This window comes from Azospira inquinata (assembly GCF_018905915.1).
Taxonomy (GTDB): domain Bacteria; phylum Pseudomonadota; class Gammaproteobacteria; order Burkholderiales; family Rhodocyclaceae; genus Azospira; species Azospira inquinata.
Genome location: NZ_CP064782.1, coordinates 2,548,419 through 2,565,359 on the forward strand (window position 1 = coordinate 2,548,419; position 16,941 = coordinate 2,565,359).

The window sequence follows — 16,941 nt, forward strand, 5'->3', positions numbered from 1 at the left end:
TGATTTAAGGCGGGGCGGGTAGGCGTACCGTAGGCCCGGGGCGGCCCCCTCAGACCATGGCTTGGGGATCGACCCAGGCGTCGTATTCTTCCGCCGTCAGCAATTGGAGTTCCAGGGCCGCCGTTTTCAAGCTACAGCCCTCCTGGTGAGCCCGGTGGGCGATGGCGGCGGCTTTTTCGTAACCCAGGTGGGGCACCAGGGCGGTGACCAGCATCAGGGATTGGGCGACCAGTTCCCCCATCCGGGCTTCCCGGGGGCGGATGCCGACGACGCAATAGGGGGTGAAACTGGCCATGCCATCCCCCAGCAGGCGGACGCTTTGGAGAAAATTGTGGTTGATCACCGGCTTGAACACGTTCAACTCAAAGTTCCCCATGGCCCCCGCCATGCTGATGGTGCTGTCATTGCCCAATACCTGGCAGCAAATCATGGTGAGGGCTTCGCACTGGGTGGGATTGACCTTGCCCGGCATCATGGAGCTGCCCGGTTCGTTTTCCGGCAAGGCCAGTTCCCCCAGGCCGGAACGGGGGCCGGAGCCCATCCAGCGAATATCGTTGGCGATTTTCATCAGGGCCACAGCCAGGGTTTTGCATGCCCCATGGGCCAGGACCAGGCCGTCGTGGGCCGCAATGGCGGCGAATTTATTGCCTGCGCAGCGAAAGGGTAGGCCGGTCCGGTGGGCCAATTGTTGGGCCAGCCGCTGGCCAAACTCCGGGTGGGTATTCAGGCCCGTGCCCACTGCCGTGGCGCCGATAGCTAGGGGATAGAGGTAGTCCAGGCCGGACACGATGCCCTGGCGGGCCTGAACCAGCTGGGCGCTGTACCCGGAAAATTCCTGGCCCAGGGTGAGGGGCAGGGCATCCTGCAAATGGGTGCGGCCGATTTTGATCAGCCGGGAAAAGGCGCTTGCCTGGCGATCCAGGGCAGCCACCAGCCCATCCAGACTGGGCAGTAATTTTTCCTGGATGGCCAGGCAGGCGGCCAGGTGCATGGCCGTGGGGAAAACGTCATTGGACGACTGGCCCAGATTTACGTGGTCGTTGGCATGGACGAGGCGCGCCACCCCCCGGGGGCCCCCCAGTATTTCCGAGGCCCGGTTGGCGATCACCTCGTTCATGTTCATGTTGGTCTGGGTGCCCGAACCGGTTTGCCAGACGGACAGGGGAAACTGATCCCCTTGCTGGCCCTGGACGATTTCTTCCGCGGCGGTCTCAATGGCTGCCGCCTTGTCCTGGGGCAACAGGCCCAGGGCCCCGTTGGTGCGGGCCGCCAGGGACTTTACCAGGGCCAGCGCCCTGAGAAATTCCCCGGCCATGCGCTCCGTGGAAATGGGGAAGTGGAGCAGGGAGCGTTGGGTTTGGGCTCCCCACAGGGCGCCGTTTTCCACCTCAATTTCGCCGAAGGAATCCCGCTCCAGGCGACGCGGCGGGGGCGGGGGGTCAATGGGGGGCATGGAGCAGGGTATTCAAACTTTCGACCGCCTGGGCCCAATCCGCATCCTCGCTGACCGATTCCGCCAGAAAGGCGGCCTGGGAGGCATTCCAGAAAGGGGCTTCGTGCAGGCGAATGCCCTCGGGGAGGGGGCCGTGGGATTCAATAAAAGCCCTCATGGCACCTTCATTGCTGGACTTACCTAACTGGGCAAATAGACTGCTCAGGTTATAGTCAGATCGTTCCATCATTTTCTCCTTGAGTTGCTGCTGCTCATCCGTCCAAGTTACCTGCCCTCCTTTCGTTGTAGCGCTCCGAGATGGGGAAAAAGCCTTATTCAGCCGGCTTTCCCGCCCCCGGGAAGGGGAGAAACACCCCTTCCCGGCCCCATTTCTTGAGGCCGAATTTCTTGCCTGTGTTCCTGTTATTCGACCATGGGAGAAGCCGTTTGTTGCTGGGAGCCCCGCTTCCCCAGGGGGAAATTCCGGTTTTTACAAATTCATCCGGGGGCTAAAGGTGCGGGCGTCAGCCCAGCAATTTGCCCATATCTTTTTTCGATAAGGCTTCCTGGAAAAAGATTTCCCCCACCGTTTGGGGATCGAATTCAATTTTCTTCGGTTCCAGTACGGCCAATGTTTTTCCCCCCCCAGGAAAACGGACCGGCTTTATCCAGGGCTCCCCAGTGATCTGGGGCGGCTCTTCACCGCAGGCATGGACCATGAGGCAGGTTATTTCGCTCTGGGAATCGGAGAGCACCGATTCCAGCTGTCCATCTTTCAGGAAAATTACGAGACGGGTTGTCATGAATGTTTTCCTGCCGAGGGAGGGGAGATGGGTCAGTATGCGCCACATTTGGCTTGCCGATCCGGGGCGTTGGGCACAGACTGGGGGAGCCCATGGAGATTGGTTTTAAGCGGAGTGTGCGGCCTTCCCTTCCTTTTGTGGCCTTGCCCCTATGGGCCATTTCCCATCTCTCTGGAAATCCCCTGTGTTCCCATGAGGCCTAGGCGGGGCCCTTACTTCTGCTACTTTTGATCGGTGAAAAAAAGGCTTAAAAAGGGGCAGCCGCTCAAAAATCCCCTATTCCCTGTCCAGATCGAGCCCATGAAAATTGAATCCATTTTGCTGACCACGGTCAGGGTACAGACCTTTCTTGGTAATAATCCCTTGAGTAACGCCACGGGGTTTTTCTTTGAGCGGGATGGCCGTCTCTTTTTGATTACCTGCCGCCATGTGGTCATCGACCCCTTGAATAAGCATTATCCCGACCGGCTTGATATTGAATTACATGTGGGGGAGGCCCAGTTATCCCAGGCCGTCCAGTATTCCATCCCCCTCTATGGGAATGGCTTAAGTCTCTGGTATTCCTGCTCGGATACCGCCGGGGACGTGGATATTGCGGCGGTTGAAATTTGCCGTGAGCGCCTGCCGTCTAACCTGGTCTACCAGGCCTTTTCCCCGGACAACCTGGCCCGGGGGGAAGATGGGGTCGAAGTGGGGCACTCCACCGTGGTGGTGGGCTATCCCCTGGGCTTTCAAGACCATCTCCACCATCTGCCCGTGGCCCGTCAGGCGCTCATTGCCTCCTCCTTCGGCCTACGCTTCCAGGGCCAGGGCTACTTTCTCACCGACGCCAGAACCCACCGGGGAACCAGCGGTGCGCCGGTGGTGGCCCGTACCCCCCGCCTGCAAGCCAGTAAGCTGCCCTGGCTGCTGCTGGGGGTCCATTCTTCCCGGCTAGATGTGGGAACCCGGGACCTGGTGCTTGACGAGGCCCTGGGGCTCAACTGCGTCTGGTATGGGGATGCCCTGATGGTGATGACGGCCCAGCCGTTCAAGGGCAGTTAATTGTCAGAAGTAGCTCAGGCGGTTTCCCCCCGCCACTTTCGCCCGATACATGGCGCTATCCGCCTGGGCCGTCAATGACAGGGGATCATCCCCGTCCTGGGGAAAAATGCTGACTCCCACGCTTGCCGTCATGGAAATGGCTGTTGTTCCCAGGGTCATGGGGGCGCTTATTTCGGCCAGCAGGCGATTCAGGGTGCTGTTGCATTCCTCGATACCAGCCAGCCCCCAAAGGAGCAGGATGAATTCGTCGCCGCCGATCCGGGCTACTGTATCCCCCTCCCGGACGAAGCGTTGCAGGCGGGAGGCAAGTTCCACCAATACGGCGTCACCCTCGGCGTGACCGTAGCGGTCGTTGATTTCCTTGAATTTGTCCAGGTCTAGATAGCAGATGGCCAATATCAGGCCGGTACGCTGGGACTGGGCCATGGCCTGGTGCAATCGGTCCATGAGCAGGATGCGATTGGGCAAGGCCGTTAGCTGGTCGTGGTTGGCGTTTCGCTTCCATTCCGTTTGCTGCACCTTCATGGCCGTGATATCCGCCATCATGGCCAGATAAAGGGAAACGCTGCCCAGCCCGTTGCAGATAGCCGAAATATTTATCCGTACCGCGAACAGTTCCCCTGTCTTGTTACGGTTCCAGAGTTCCCCATGCCACTGCCCGATGTCGTACAGGTCGGCCCACATGGTGACGAAAAAATCCCTGTCCTGCAGTCCGGATTTCAGTATCCGGGGCGTTTTTCCCAGCAATTCTTCCTTGCTATAGCCGGATAGTTTGCAAAAGGTCGGATTGACTTCGATGATCCGCTCCCCCGCGTCCGTGATGCATATCCCTTCGCTGGTGTTATTGAAGAGGGAGTCGGCAATGTTCAGCCGCAGATCTTCCGACCATTCCTTCGCTGTCGGTGATGGGTGGAAAGCTGGCATCGGTTTCCCCTGGCCTAGTGAGTAGGGCTAGCCTACTCCCATTCGGCGGGAAAAGCGCTTGCGGAAATGACGAGGGCAAGTTTCCCCGGCGCCCGCTCTCCGGGCGGGGGAGGGGGCAGCGCCTAATCCTTAGGTTCCGGGGACGCCACGGGCATTTCTTCCACCGGGAGGGCCATCGGTGCCGGCGCGGGCCAGCGGGCTTTGCGCCAGGCGCTGCGCTCTTTGGTGGAAAGGAAAGTCCAGGCCACCAGGCGGCTCTGCTTTTGGCCCTGGGCCATGGGCAGGATGCGGGTGGCGGTGGGCTTGACCCGGGCCAGGGCGGCTTCCACGTGGCGCAGGTTTTCCGCCTTGGAGACCAGGGTGGAAAACCACAGGCAGCGCTTGGGGATGGTGGCGCTTTCCTCGATCATGCGGGTGACAAAGCCCCGTTCTCCCCCCGGATACCAGAGTTCATTGTCCTGACCGCCGAAATTGAGGCGGGGAGCGGCGCCCCGGGGGGCTCCATGGCCCAGGTGCTTCTGCTTGCGCAGGGCGGCGGCCTGGGCTTCCGCCGGGGAGGCGTGGAAGGGGGGATTGCACAGGCTTAAATCAAACTTTTCCCCGGAACGGAGCACCCCGACGAAAATGTGTTCCGCCACGGGCTGGAGGCGCAGGGTGATGGTTTTGCCCAGGCCCGGATTGGCGGCCAGGATGCGCTTCACGTTATCCAGGGCCACCGGGTCCGTATCCACCCCCACAAATTGCCAGCCGTATTCCGCCTGGCCAATCAGGGGATAGACCCCGTTGGCCCCCACGCCGATGTCCAGCACGTGCAGGCCCGGTCCCCGGGGAATGTCCCCCCGCCGTTCCTCGGCGAGCAAATCCGCCAGATGGTGGATGAGATCCGCCCGGCCCGGGATGGGGGGGCATAGGTAACCCGGGGGAATGGTCCAGTTGTGTACCCCGTAGGCGGTTTCCAGGAGGGCCCGGTTTAAGGCTTTGACCGCCTTGGGTTGGGCGAAGTCGATGCTGGGGGTGCCCGCCGGGGTGGTGATTACATGGGCGGCCAGTTCCGGTGCGGCGGCGCAGAGGGTCGGGAAATCGTAGCCCTGGCCATGCCGGTTGCGGGAATGGAGCCCGGGTTTGGTGGGAGCGTTCATGGGAATTTATTCCTGGGCGGCCTGATACAGGCTGCGGAAGACGGACCAGCGCCGGGGATGGATGAGGCCAGCGTCCAGGGCGGTGTGCAGGGCGCAGTCCGGTTCCCGGTCGTGGCGGCAATCCCGGAAACGGCACTGGCCCAGATGGGCTCGTAGTTCGGGAAAGGCCTGCTCCAACTCGGCCCGGCTTAAATGGCCCAGGCCGAATTCCTGGAGTCCGGGGGAGTCGATGAGGTCGGAATGGGCGTCCAGATGGTAGAGCCGGGCGTGGGTGGTGGTGTGCTTGCCCGAATCCAGGGCGGCGGAAATTTCCCGGGTGGCGGCCTGGGCGCCGGGTACCAGGGCATTTACCAGGGTGGATTTGCCCATGCCGGACTGGCCCACCAGCACACTTACTTCCCCTTGCAGCAGGGGCCGCAGGGCGGCAGCCCCCTGGTCCCGGGCGGCCAGTTCCAGAATCGGGTAGCCCAGGGCGGCGAAGGGGGCCAGGGCTTGGCGGGCGGCGGGGAGCCGCTCCGCCAGGTCGCACTTGTTGAGGAGAATGTGGTGCTTCAGCCCCTGGCTTTCCGCCGCCACTAGGCAGCGGCTGATCAGGTCATCGCTGAAGGCCGGTTCCGTGGCGGCCACCACCAGCACCTGGGTCACATTGGCGGCGATGAGCTTTTCCCGGAATTCGTTGGAGCGGTAGAGCAGGGACTGGCGCGGGGCGATGCGCTCCACCACCCCCTGGCCCTTGGCCGGGAGGCTGATTTCCACCCGGTCGCCGCAGGCCAGCTCGCTTTTTTTGCCCCGGGTGAAACAGGGCAGGGGCGGGGCTTCCGGCTCGTCATCCAGTTCCACCAGATAGTGGCGGCCATGGGCGGCGATTACCCGACCGTTATGCCGTTCCCCAGGGGGGGCCGGGGAGCGGGGCGGGGCCTTGGGGGGGCTCAATGGGCGGTCCCCTGGGCCTTGAGAGCCCGGAGATGGCCGATGCGCAAGGCTGCCGGCGGGTGGGAATCGTAGAACAAGGAATGGAGCGGGTCCGGGGTCAGGGTAGAGGCGTTGTCCTCATACAGCTTCACTAGGGCGTGGATCAGTTCCTCTCCGTCCGCATGTTCCGCCGCATAGGCGTCCGCCTGATATTCGTGGCGCCGGGACAGGAGGCTGCCCAGGGGGGTGAAGAGGAAGGTGAAGACGGGCACCACCAGGAAAAAGAGAATCAGGGCCAGGGCCGTGTTCTGGGCCTGAACCCCCAGGCCGGCGTAGAACCAGGGGGCGCTGATGAGCTGGCCCAGCACCCAGAGAAAGCCCAGGGACATGAGGAACAGAAGGACGATGCGCTGCACGATATGGCGCCGCTTGAAGTGGCCCAATTCGTGGGCCAGCACCGCTTCCGCCTCCCGGGGGGCGAGCCGGTTGATCAGGGTGTCGAAAAAGACGATGCGCTTGTTGTTGCCGAAGCCGGTGAAGTAGGCGTTGCCGTGGGCGCTGCGCTTGGAACCGTCCATGACAAAGAGGCCGGAGGCGGCAAAGCCGCAGCGGCTGAGTAGGCCCAGGATGCGCTCCTTCAGCTCCCCGTCTTCCAGGGGGGTGAATTTGTTAAAGAGGGGGGCGATCCAGGTGGGGTAGATGAACAGGAGCAGGAGATTGAAGGCGCTCCAGAACAGCCAGACGTAGAACCACCAGTAGGCGCCCATGTGGGCCATGAGCCAGAGCACGGCCAGGAGCACCGGGGTGCCGATGACCAGGCCGATCAGGGTGCTTTTCAGCAAATCCCCGAAAAAGAGCCCCAGGCTCATGCGGTTGAATCCGAAGCGCTGCTCCAGGACAAACTGGCGATAGAGGCCGAAGGGCAGATCCACCAGGCTGGAGATGACCGTGACGCTGAAAATCAGGGCGATACCGTAGGCGTAGCCCGGCGCGGCGCCGGGGGCCACCAGTTGGCTGCTCCAGAAACCGTGCAGGGCTTCCAGGCCGCCTCCCAGGGTAAAGACCAGGAGCAGAGCCGTATCCGCCAGGGTTTGGTAAATGCCCAGGGTGCCCCGGGCCCGGGTGTAGTCCGCCGCTTTCTGGTGGGCGGCCAGGGCAATGCGGTCGGCAAATTCGGGGGGGACGGCCTGGCGGTGGGCCAGAACATGGGCCATCTGGCGCCGGGCCAGCCAGAGACGGACGCCCAGGCTGAGGGCCAGGGCCAGGAGGAAGAGGAGGCGGAAGGGGGAAATAAAGTCGTTGGGCATGAAGCTGTGCGAAAATATGGGCTTTGATAAGCAAGTGGCGAATTATGGCACAGGACGCAAACCACCTCGTCTGGCTGGATATGGAAATGACCGGTCTGGAACCGGATCGGGATCGGATTCTGGAATTGGCCATGATCGTGACCGACGGGAATCTCAATCCCCTGGCCCAATCCCCGGTGTGGGTGGTGCATCAGAGCGACACGGTGCTGGACGCCATGGATGACTGGAACAAGAACACCCATGGCAAGTCCGGCCTCATTGACCGGGTCAAGGCCTCGCCCCTGGACGAAGGGGCGGTGGAAGCCCAGGCCCTGGCCTTCATGGCCCAATGGGTGCCCGCCCGGGCCACCCCCATGTGCGGCAATTCCATCGGCCAGGACCGGCGTTTCATGGCCCGCTACATGCCCAAGTTGGAAGACTGGTTCCATTACCGCAACCTGGATGTGAGCACCCTCAAGGAACTGTGCCGCCGCTGGCGCCCGGACATCGCCCAGGGCCTGAAAAAGAAGGGCCTGCACACGGCCCTGGCCGATATTGAGGAATCCATCGAGGAACTGCGCTATTACCGGGAGCATTTTCTCAAGGTTTGAGGCAAGATACGGCCTAAGCGAAAGACATACTAAGAACCGATTAACTCAGGGGGCAAGACGATGAGATTTGTAGGACGAATGGGATTGGCCGCGGTGGCCTTGTTTGCAACCCTAGGCTTTTCCCCGGCCATGGCCCAGGTGACGGCCCAACAGACGGCGGCCCAGAACCGCCTTAAAACTGTCCTGGCCGATCCCAACGCCACCCGTGCGGCGGTGGTGGCAGGCAAAAAGGCCTCCTTTTTCTGCGCCAACTGCCACGGGGAAGACGGCAATAGCCGCTATCCGGAAGTGCCCAATCTGGCCGGCCAGCACCCGGTCTATCTGCTGGAACAGATCCGGAAATTCGGCTCCGGCCAGCGCAAAGACCAGTTCATGCAGGGCCTGATCAAGGTGCTGAGCGAAGAAGAACAGGTGCAGATCGCCGTCTATTTCGCCGAATCCAAGGTCAAGCCCGGGCGCTCCGACGCGGCGCTGGCGGCCCAGGGCAAGAACCTCTTCGGCAAGCTCTGCGTGCGCTGTCACGGAGAACAGGCCCGGGGCGCCGAGGCCATTCCCCGGCTGGCGGGCCAGCAGCGGGAATACCTGACCAAGTCCATTACCCGCTACCGGGACAAGACCGGGGAACGGATCAACACCCTGATGCAGATTGCCACGGCCCCCTTGAACAATGGGGACATTGCCGCCATTACCGCCTATCTGACCAGCCTCAAATAAGGATGGCCGGGCTGAACGCCCGGTTTCCCCTTTCCCTAAAACGCCCCGGAGCAATGCGCCCGGGGCGTTTTGTTTGGGGGGCGGAAGGCCGGTTGGGGGGGTGAGGGAGGGGCGGTCGTATTTCCAGGGGAAGCAGCGGCGTTTCGAATCGCGGAGACCGGCAGGTCTGGATGTATCGGATTGGGCGCCGGGCTGGCGGAGTCGGCAGGCCGCTTCGGTGGGAATGGCGGGGGTATGAATGTGGGGGGCTGGGGGCGGCTAAGACCCGTGGGTCTGGCGTTGGACCATGGGTTTCCTCCGCTTTGGCCGCTATCCGAGATTGGATGACTTGGGGCAGTTTCTCCCCGCCCCGCCCCCCGATCCCAGGCCCTTAGCTGGCTAGGGCCCGGATTGGGCGTTGGGGAGCGGCCCTGCTGGGGCTAGCGCTTATACAGGCGGAGTTTTTCCGAGCGGTCTCCAGGCCGGCTACCTTCCCAGACCGGTTGCCAGCCTTCTCCGGGGGAACGGTCGTCCCGGGGCTGGCCCAGGGTGATGAGCCAGCGGCATTGCTTGCCCGCGCTGCTATTGGCCCGCCGGGTGATGATGCCGGAAAAGTAATCCAGGGAGGCCCGCTGGGCTTCCCCCAGGCCCCGGGCTGCCACGCAGCCGTGGTTTGGCGGGAGCTGGGAGGACAGGGCTTCCGCCACCGGACGGTAGCTCTTGCCGTAGTCGATCCAGGGGGTCCACAACACCATGGTGAGGAGCCAGAACAGGGACAAACCGGCGGTCCACCGGGTCAGGCCCCGGAACGGGGAGCGGGGCGTGGCTCGGAGAAAGATCAGCCAGCCGATAGTGGCCACCAGGGCTACCCCGGCCTGGAGCCAGGAAAACTGGGCCATAAAGCCCGGTTCCAGCTTGGCGAAATTGAAGGCGATCTGCTTGGGGACTTGGAAGACCATGGCCACCCAGCCCAGCCAGATGAGTCCGGCGGCAAAGGTGAAGGTCATGATGCCGAACCAGTCCAGGGCGTTGGCGGCGCCCCGGCGCAGGCGCGTTACCCCGGCGGTGGCCAGCAGGGCCAGGGGCGGCAGGAGGGGCAGGGCGGAGGCGCTGCTAGGCACCTCCGTGGCGGCCTGTACCAGCCAGGCGGCCAGGAAAGCGAGGAGGGGCAGGAGCAGGGCGGGGCGGGACCATTCCCGGCGCAGGGTCCAGAGGGACCAGAGGGCCAGGGGCAGGGCGGGCCAGCCATACCAGGGCAGCATGGCCCCCAGTTCCCCGAAATGTTTGGCCAGGGCGGCGAAGCGGCCGATCTGCCGCCATTCCCCGGACCACCAGTAGGCCAGATGGTCCGGCGCCTGATAGTAGAGGGTGAGGGGCCAGAGGCCGCCGATGGCCAGGCCCAGGATCAGTCCCAATAGGGCGCCCAGGGCCGCCAGCCGGGCTTCCCGGGCAAACCAGGGGGCCAGCAGCAAGGGCGGCAGCAGGGCCAGGCTGGGGGCGATGCCCACGGACAGCAGGGCTAGACCCAGGCCGCCAGCGAAGACCAGTCCGCCCCCCAGGGGACGGCGCAACAACAGGCAGAGGCCCCAGAGGGCCAGGCTTTGTCCGGCCAGGAAGGCGATGCCCGGCTGAACCTGGTGAATGTGCACCAGGAGGCCCAGGGTGCCTGCCAGCATCAGGGGCGCGGCCCGCTGTTCGTCCCGGCCATAGAGTTCCCGGCCGGCGCCACCCAGGGCTCCCAGGGCCAGCAGGCCGAACAGGGCGGAGGCCAGACGGGCCCCGTCCGGGGGCAGGAGCAGCCAGGTGGTGGCTTTGGCGCAGAGGGCGGCGACGCCGTAATAGAGGGGGGCTTCCCGCCAGGGGCTGTCCGCCAGATGGGGGGTGAGCCAGTTGCCTTCCCGGAGCAGGTTCCAGACCACGCCGAAATGGGCGGCGTCTTCCAGTTTCCAGGGATCGTGGCCGATCAGACCGGGTAGAAGAAAGACAGCCAGCAACAGGCCCAGGGGCCAGCCGGCCAGGGGCAACGTCAATTCCTTACGGGGCGATGAAGTCATGGCAGGATGGGCGAGGGGAGACGGGGCGGGGCCCCAAACAAAAAAGGCAGCCCCAGGCTGCCTTTTTTAAACTTCGGTACTGGGAAAGCCGTATTAAGCGGACTTGCGCAGATTGCCGAACTTTTGGTTGAATTTTTCAACGCGACCGGCGGTATCCACAATCTTTTGCTTGCCGGTGTAGAAGGGGTGGCAGGCAGAGCAGACTTCCACGTGCAGGGGCTTGCCCAGGGTGGATTTGGTGGTGAAGGTGTTGCCGCAGGAGCAGGTGACCTGAAGGTCTTCGTATTCGGGGTGGATACCGGGTTTCATTTAAATGTCCTTTCGAATCTCTCGGCCGGCGGATGTGACCGGCCCCGGGAAACGCGTGATTATCCTGGAAAAAACCAGGATTGGCAAACGCTGTGTGAAACGTTGGGGGAAATGGAGCCAGGGCCCTTTAGCCACGCCGCATGGCGTCGAAGAATTCCCCGTTGGTCTTGGTGGCTTTCACCTTGTCCAGAAGGAATTCCATGGCTTCCAGGTCGTCCATGTTGTAGAGCAGCTTGCGCAGTACCCACATTTTTTGCAGCACGTCGGGCTTGAGCAGCAACTCTTCCCGGCGGGTGCCGGAACGGTTCACGTTAATGGCCGGGTAGATGCGTTTTTCCGCCATACGCCGGTCCAGGTGGATTTCCATGTTGCCCGTGCCCTTGAATTCTTCGTAGATCACGTCGTCCATGCGGGAGCCGGTTTCGACCAGGGCGGTGGCAATAATGGTGAGGGAGCCGCCTTCCTCAATGTTCCGGGCGGCGCCGAAGAAGCGCTTGGGCTTTTGCAGGGCGTTGGCGTCCATGCCCCCGGTGAGCACCTTGCCGGAGGCGGGCTGCACCGTGTTGTAGGCCCGGGCCAGACGGGTGATGGAGTCCAGCAGGATGACCACATCCTTTTTGTGTTCCACTAGGCGCTTGGCCTTTTCAATGACCATTTCCGCTACCACCACGTGGCGGGTAGCCGGTTCGTCGAAGGTGGAGGCCACCACTTCGCCCCGCACCGTGCGCTGCATTTCCGTCACTTCTTCCGGACGTTCGTCGATGAGCAGGACGATGAGATGGACATCCGGATGATTGGCCGTAATGGCGTGGGCGATGTGTTGCAGCATCACCGTCTTCCCGGACTTGGGGGGCGCCACCAGCAGGCCGCGTTGGCCTTTGCCGATGGGGGAAATCATGTCCACGATGCGGGAAGTGGTGTTTTCCTCAGCCCGAATGTCCCGTTCCAGCTTCAGGTGTTCCGTGGGATGGAGGGGGGTGAGGTTTTCAAAGAGAATCTTGCTCTTGCAGGCTTCCGGCGGCTCGTAGTTGATCCGATCCACTTTTACCAGGGCGAAGTACCGTTCTCCGTCCTTGGGGGTACGGATTTCCCCTTCGATGGTGTCCCCGGTGTGCAGATTGAAGCGACGGATCTGGGAGGGGGAGACATAAATGTCATCCGTACTGGCCAGATAGGAAGTGTCCGGGGAGCGGAGAAAGCCGAAACCGTCGGGCAGGACTTCCAGGACGCCGTCGCCGAAAATGCTCTCGCCGCGTTTGGCGTGCTTTTTCAGCAGGGCAAAAATCAGTTCCTGCTTGCGCAGGCGGTTGGCACCCTCGATTTCATTGGTGACAGCCATCTCCAGCAGTTGGCTGACATGGAGGGTCTTCAGTTCGGATAGATGCATGGCGCTACGAGCGTAATGGGGAGCTTTTCAGCAAAAGGCGCGGAGACTTCCGCGGTGGATGGGATATGGGTATGGCGTTAGGGCCGACGTCGCGGCGGACTACACAGGAATCAGAGAATCGGAAGAGAGGGTTCCCGGGCAGGAAGCGGGGGAACGGCCTGAAAGTCTTGCCGGGAAGTTGTTATTGGTTTCCGGGGAGGAGGGCGGATCTTTTTGGGATCAGGCGCCCCTACAGAGGGCGCAAGGCTTTCAGGCGCGGAGACTAAAGGCTTTACAGGTTGCTGTCAATAAAAGCGGTCAACTGGGATTTGGACAGGGCGCCCACCTTGGTGGCTTCCACGTTGCCGCCCTTGAACAGCATCAGGGTGGGAATACCACGGATGCCGTATTTGGCCGGCGTCTTTTGGTTTTCGTCGATGTTCAGCTTGGCCACTTTCAGCTTGCCGGCGTATTCGCCAGCCACTTCGTCCAGGATCGGGGCGATCATTTTGCAGGGACCGCACCATTCAGCCCAATAGTCCACCAGGACCGGTTCGGAAGACTGCAGCACTTCGGCATCGAAGGCGTCGTCGGTGACGTAATGGATGTGTTCGCTCATGAAAAAAAGTCCCTTCTGGTGTAACGCTTTGGGAAATATGGAAAATTATGCCGGAGGCCGACGGCCTGTCGGTCTGCCTCGGATTTGATACCGGGCTATGCTAGCGAAAATCATCCGGGTTGGGAAGTTGGCTGAACTTCTCCCCGCGCCCTGTTGCCAGAGGGGAAACCTGGGGTTTCTCCAATTATTCCGGAGGATAGGCCATGACCTATGTGGTGACCGAAAATTGCATCCGCTGTAAATACACCGACTGCGTGGACGTCTGTCCCGTGGATTGCTTCCGGGAGGGGCCCAATTTTCTGGCCATCGACCCGGACGAATGCATCGACTGCGGCGTGTGTGTACCCGAATGTCCGGCGGAAGCCATTTTCCGGGAGGATGACGTGCCCCTGGCCCAGCGTCCCTATATTGCCCTGAACCAGGAACTGGCCCAGTCCTGGCCCCCCATCCTGGCGCGCCACGCCGCCCCGGAGGATGCGGACGAATGGAACGGCAAGCCGGACAAGGGGCCCTTGCTGGAGCGCTGAGTAACGCGCTGATGCCTTTGTTTTTGCGGCCCTTGCCCACAGCTGGGGGCGCCTGATTTACCATTGGGCTTCACCCGACCTCGGCGCTGGAGGCATTGGCCCGGGCATTTTTTCGGGGGCCGGGCCCCGTTCCTAAAACTCCCATTCCTTCTTGTCACAGGCATTCTCCCGCCCATGGCCCGCTCCCCTGATACCCCCTCCCTGACCGGCGACCTGTTTGCTGCTTCCCTGCCCCTGGAGGACGGGGAGGCTCCGGCCGCCGGAGGCACCGGGGTGACCGCCCCCACCGCCGGGGTGGAGGAAATGGCCCTGGACGGGGGGGAAGATTTTCTCGCTGCCGTCTCCCGGGCGGTGCTGGATTTTATCGGCGGCGGACCGGATCTTTCCCGGCTGCGCTTAGTGGTGCCCGGCCTGCCCCTGGCCTCCCAGTTACGGCGGGAACTGGGGCGCACCTGGGGCCTTAGGGCCCCGACGGGGGTACCCCTGCTCCTGCCCCCTTGCGACACCCTGGCCCGCTGGGCCGCCGGGGTGGCCCTTACCCCCGCCCCCCTGCCCCCCGCCGAGCGGCTGGTGCTGCTTCGGGACGCCCTGGCGGAACGGGGCTGGTTCGAGGCGGGCAGCCTGTGGGGCATCAGCGAGGAAATGGCCGGACTCTTCGACGAGCTCACCACCCACGGGGTGACCTTGCCGGAGGACGAAGGGGATTTTCTCGCCCAGCTGGAAGGGGCCTATGCCCTGCGGGCCAGCCAGCCCCTGGCTTTTGAGGCCCGGGTAGTCCATGAGTTGTGGCGAGCCCTGGCCGGTCTGGGGCGGCCCGATGCCCCGGCGGCCCATGCCCTGCGTCTGGCTACCCTGGCGAAACAGGGAACGGTGCCCCTGGTGGCGGTGCTGGACGGTCCCCCCGCCGATCTGATTCCGGCGGAGCGGGCCTTTTACCATGCCTACGGGGAGCGCCAGCCCGTGCTGCTCCTCTATCCCCGTCCCCGGGATTTATCCCCGGCCCAGCCGCCCCTGGCCCGGCTGCTGGCAGCGGCTTGGCCTCGGAACGGCGCTGCGCCTGAAGATGGGGATACCCCCCTGGGGGAACGGGGCCAGGCCTTGGCCGGGGCCCTGGCCGCCTCGCCCCTGGCGGGCCGTCTGGAACTCCAGGCCACCCAGGGCCGGGAGCAGGAGGCCCGGGCCGCGGCGGCCACCGTGCTGGCGCTGCTGGCCGAGGGGCGCCAGCACATCGCCCTCATCGCCCAGGACCGGCTGGTGGCCCGGCGAGTCCGAGCCCTGCTGGAGCGGCGCCAGATTCTGGTGGCGGACGAAACGGGCTGGAAGCTTTCCACCTCCCGCTCCGGCGCCACTCTGGATGCCCTCCTGGAAACCGTGGCCGGGGGCGTCTATCACCGGGATTTGCTGGATTTGCTCAAATCCCCCCACCTTTTCGGCGACCTGGAGGACAAGGCCCGCAAGGGGGCGGTGTTCGCCCTGGAGCAGGCCATCCGCCGGGCCGGGGCCAAGTCCGGTCTGGCCGCCATGGAGCGGGCCCTGGAACAGGCCCGGCAGCGCCTTATCCGGGACGGGGCGGGGGGGGCCGGGACGGAAGACCGGCGTCAGGCCCTGGACCTGGCGGGCAGCCTGTTGCAGCGCCTGGGCCAGGCCCTGGTGCTCCTGGGGGACGGGGAGACCACCCTGTCCGCCTGGATCGACCGGCTGGAGCGGGCCCTGACCCTGCTGGACGCCCGGGGGCGGCTGGCCCGGGACACGGCGGGCCAGGTCATTCTCAGCCTCCTGGAACAGCGCCGGGATGAGTTGGCGGACACGGGCAGCCGCTTCCCCTTTGGGGTGTGGCGGGACTGGCTGAACCGGGAACTGGAAGGGGAAACCTTCCGGGACCGGAGTATTTCCAGTCCCCTGGTCATGACCCACCTGGCCGCCGCCCGGCTGCGGCCTTTTGACGCCGCCGTCATCCTGGGGGGGGACGGGGATACCCTGCGTCCCACCGAACCTTCCGCCGCCTTTTTCAACCAGGGGGTGCGCCGGGAACTGGGGCTGCCCACTCGGGAGGCGGCCCGGGAGCGGCTGCGTCTGGATCTGGCCCTGCTGCTCCAGACCGTGCCCCGGGTGGTGGTCACCTGGCAGCGGGAGCGGGACGGGGAAGCCTGCCTGCTGGCCCCGGAGCTGGATCGCCTCTCTGCCCTGCACCGCTTTGCCTGGGGGGACGATCTGCAACGGCCGCCCCGGCGTCTGGCCGATCCTCCGGAAAGCCCGGAAGCCCGTCCCGGCCCCACCACCCGCCCGGCCCCCTGCCTGGCGCCCGATGCCGTGCCCCTGCGCCTGTCCGTAAGCGCCTATGCCAGCCTGGTGGCCTGCCCCTACCGGTTTTTCGCCCGCCACGTGCTGGCCCTGGGGGAACTGGACGAGGTGAGCGAGGAAATGGAAAAGCGGGATTACGGGGAACTGGTGCACGGGGTGCTGGAGCGCTTCCACGCCCAATACCCGGTCCTGGCCCAAATTGACGATGAGGAGGCCCTGGCGGCCTTGCAGCGTCTGACGGAAGAAAGTTTCCGGGGGGCGGTGGGAGAAAACTACCTCTCCCTGGGCTGGCGCCTGCGCTGGGAAAAACACTGGCAGGCCTACCTGGACTGGCAGCGGGCCTGGGAGGGGGAGGGCTGGCGCTGGCAGCAGGCGGAGCAGACGGTGAGCTGCCAGCTGCCCCTGCCCGACGGCGCCAGTCTGGAATTCCACGGCCGTATCGACCGGCGGGATGCCCAGGCGGATGCCCCGGACTGCCTGGCCCTGCTGGATTACAAAACCCGCAGCCGGGCGGCCCTGCGCCAGGGGCTGGGGGAAGACGTGCAACTGGCCTCCTATGCGGTGCTGGTGGGGGAAAAGGCCCGCCAGGCGGCCTATGTGGCCCTGGACGACAGCAAGGTGGAAGCGGTGACGGCGGCGGAGGATTTGCAGGGGGCGGCCGCCGCCAACCGGGAGCGCCTCATCCACAGCGTGGCCGCCCTGCGCCAGGGCGCGCCTCTGCCCGCCCATGGGGCGGACCGGGTATGCGCCTTTTGTGAAATGGCCGGCCTGTGCCGGCGGGAGTATTGCTGATGCAGGGCTGGAAAAATACCGGGAAAGGCTTGCTAAAAGCCAATCTTAAAAATGAGGGGCGGGAGAAGGGCGATAGCCGGGGAAGTAGGGCTGGCAAGCTTGGAAAAGCCCTATTCATGGGCCTCTCCA

General features: G+C 63.9%; 16 protein-coding genes. 5 read left to right on the forward strand and 11 right to left on the reverse strand.

Annotation, left to right across the window (positions count from 1 at the left end):
- Positions 1–49 precede the first annotated feature (49 nt).
- The 3 genes from fumC to Azoinq_RS11695 form a co-directional block, all read right to left on the reverse strand.
- On the reverse strand, positions 50–1,453 hold the full coding sequence (fumC, locus tag Azoinq_RS11685) for a class II fumarate hydratase (protein WP_216128882.1): 1,404 nt from the start codon (positions 1,451–1,453) through the stop codon (positions 50–52).
- Positions 1,440–1,679, reverse strand: a complete 240-nt coding sequence (locus Azoinq_RS11690) for a DUF2789 domain-containing protein (protein WP_216132000.1) — start codon at positions 1,677–1,679, stop codon at positions 1,440–1,442. Before Azoinq_RS11690 ends, fumC begins: the two co-directional genes overlap by 14 nt.
- A gap of 277 nt (positions 1,680–1,956) precedes the next feature.
- Positions 1,957–2,235: a hypothetical protein gene (locus Azoinq_RS11695; protein ID WP_216128880.1), complete on the reverse strand. Its 279-nt coding sequence runs from the start codon at positions 2,233–2,235 to the stop codon at positions 1,957–1,959.
- Between the two features lie 300 nt (positions 2,236–2,535).
- Here Azoinq_RS11695 and Azoinq_RS11700 point away from each other — a divergent pair, with 300 nt between their 5' ends.
- A complete protein-coding gene (locus Azoinq_RS11700) occupies positions 2,536–3,279 on the forward strand; it encodes a S1 family peptidase (protein WP_216128878.1) in 744 nt (247 codons plus the stop codon).
- Positions 3,280–3,282: 3 nt separating this feature from the next.
- Here the strand turns inward: Azoinq_RS11700 and Azoinq_RS11705 are convergent, their stop codons facing one another.
- From Azoinq_RS11705 to Azoinq_RS11720, 4 genes are all read right to left on the reverse strand, one after another.
- On the reverse strand, positions 3,283–4,203 hold the full coding sequence (locus tag Azoinq_RS11705; protein WP_216128876.1) for a sensor domain-containing diguanylate cyclase: 921 nt from the start codon (positions 4,201–4,203) through the stop codon (positions 3,283–3,285).
- 122 nt (positions 4,204–4,325) lie between these two features.
- Complete coding sequence (gene rlmF, locus Azoinq_RS11710) at positions 4,326–5,342, reverse strand: 23S rRNA (adenine(1618)-N(6))-methyltransferase RlmF (protein ID WP_216128875.1); 1,017 nt, start codon at positions 5,340–5,342, stop codon at positions 4,326–4,328.
- A 6-nt stretch (positions 5,343–5,348) separates the two neighbouring features.
- Positions 5,349–6,275, reverse strand: coding sequence for a ribosome small subunit-dependent GTPase A (gene rsgA, locus Azoinq_RS11715; protein ID WP_216128873.1), 927 nt, complete (start codon positions 6,273–6,275; stop codon positions 5,349–5,351).
- Positions 6,272–7,561 (reverse strand): M48 family metallopeptidase, encoded by a 1,290-nt coding sequence (locus Azoinq_RS11720; protein ID WP_216128871.1) that lies wholly within the window; start codon positions 7,559–7,561, stop codon positions 6,272–6,274. The genes rsgA and Azoinq_RS11720 overlap by 4 nt, the downstream gene beginning before the upstream one ends.
- A 44-nt stretch (positions 7,562–7,605) precedes the next feature.
- On the opposite strand from Azoinq_RS11720, the gene orn reads away from it, so the two are divergent.
- Positions 7,606–8,151: an oligoribonuclease gene (gene orn, locus Azoinq_RS11725; protein ID WP_216128869.1), complete on the forward strand. Its 546-nt coding sequence runs from the start codon at positions 7,606–7,608 to the stop codon at positions 8,149–8,151.
- Between the two features lie 78 nt (positions 8,152–8,229).
- The gene (locus tag Azoinq_RS11730) at positions 8,230–8,865 is read left to right on the forward strand and encodes a c-type cytochrome (protein WP_232368476.1); all 636 of its coding nucleotides are present in this window, start codon (positions 8,230–8,232) and stop codon (positions 8,863–8,865) included.
- 419 nt (positions 8,866–9,284) lie between these two features.
- Here Azoinq_RS11730 and Azoinq_RS11735 read toward each other — a convergent pair whose 3' ends face one another.
- From Azoinq_RS11735 to trxA, 4 genes are all read right to left on the reverse strand, one after another.
- Entirely contained in the window at positions 9,285–10,898 is a 1,614-nt protein-coding gene (locus Azoinq_RS11735) for an ArnT family glycosyltransferase (protein ID WP_216128867.1), read from the reverse strand.
- Positions 10,899–10,991: 93 nt separating this feature from the next.
- On the reverse strand, positions 10,992–11,207 hold the full coding sequence (gene rpmE, locus Azoinq_RS11740; protein WP_216128865.1) for a 50S ribosomal protein L31: 216 nt from the start codon (positions 11,205–11,207) through the stop codon (positions 10,992–10,994).
- 127 nt (positions 11,208–11,334) lie between these two features.
- Positions 11,335–12,594 carry a transcription termination factor Rho gene (gene rho / locus Azoinq_RS11745; RefSeq protein WP_216128864.1) on the reverse strand — a complete coding sequence of 420 codons (1,260 nt, stop codon included), beginning with the start codon at positions 12,592–12,594 and terminating at the stop codon, positions 11,335–11,337.
- A gap of 271 nt (positions 12,595–12,865) precedes the next feature.
- Positions 12,866–13,192 (reverse strand): thioredoxin TrxA, encoded by a 327-nt coding sequence (gene trxA / locus Azoinq_RS11750; RefSeq protein WP_216128862.1) that lies wholly within the window; start codon positions 13,190–13,192, stop codon positions 12,866–12,868.
- A 203-nt stretch (positions 13,193–13,395) separates the two neighbouring features.
- On the opposite strand from trxA, the gene fdxA reads away from it, so the two are divergent.
- Positions 13,396–13,719, forward strand: a complete 324-nt coding sequence (fdxA, locus tag Azoinq_RS11755) for a ferredoxin FdxA (RefSeq protein WP_216128860.1) — start codon at positions 13,396–13,398, stop codon at positions 13,717–13,719.
- Between the two features lie 174 nt (positions 13,720–13,893).
- Entirely contained in the window at positions 13,894–16,812 is a 2,919-nt protein-coding gene (locus tag Azoinq_RS11760; RefSeq protein WP_232368477.1) for a PD-(D/E)XK nuclease family protein, read from the forward strand.
- The last annotated feature ends 129 nt before the right edge of the window (positions 16,813–16,941 follow it).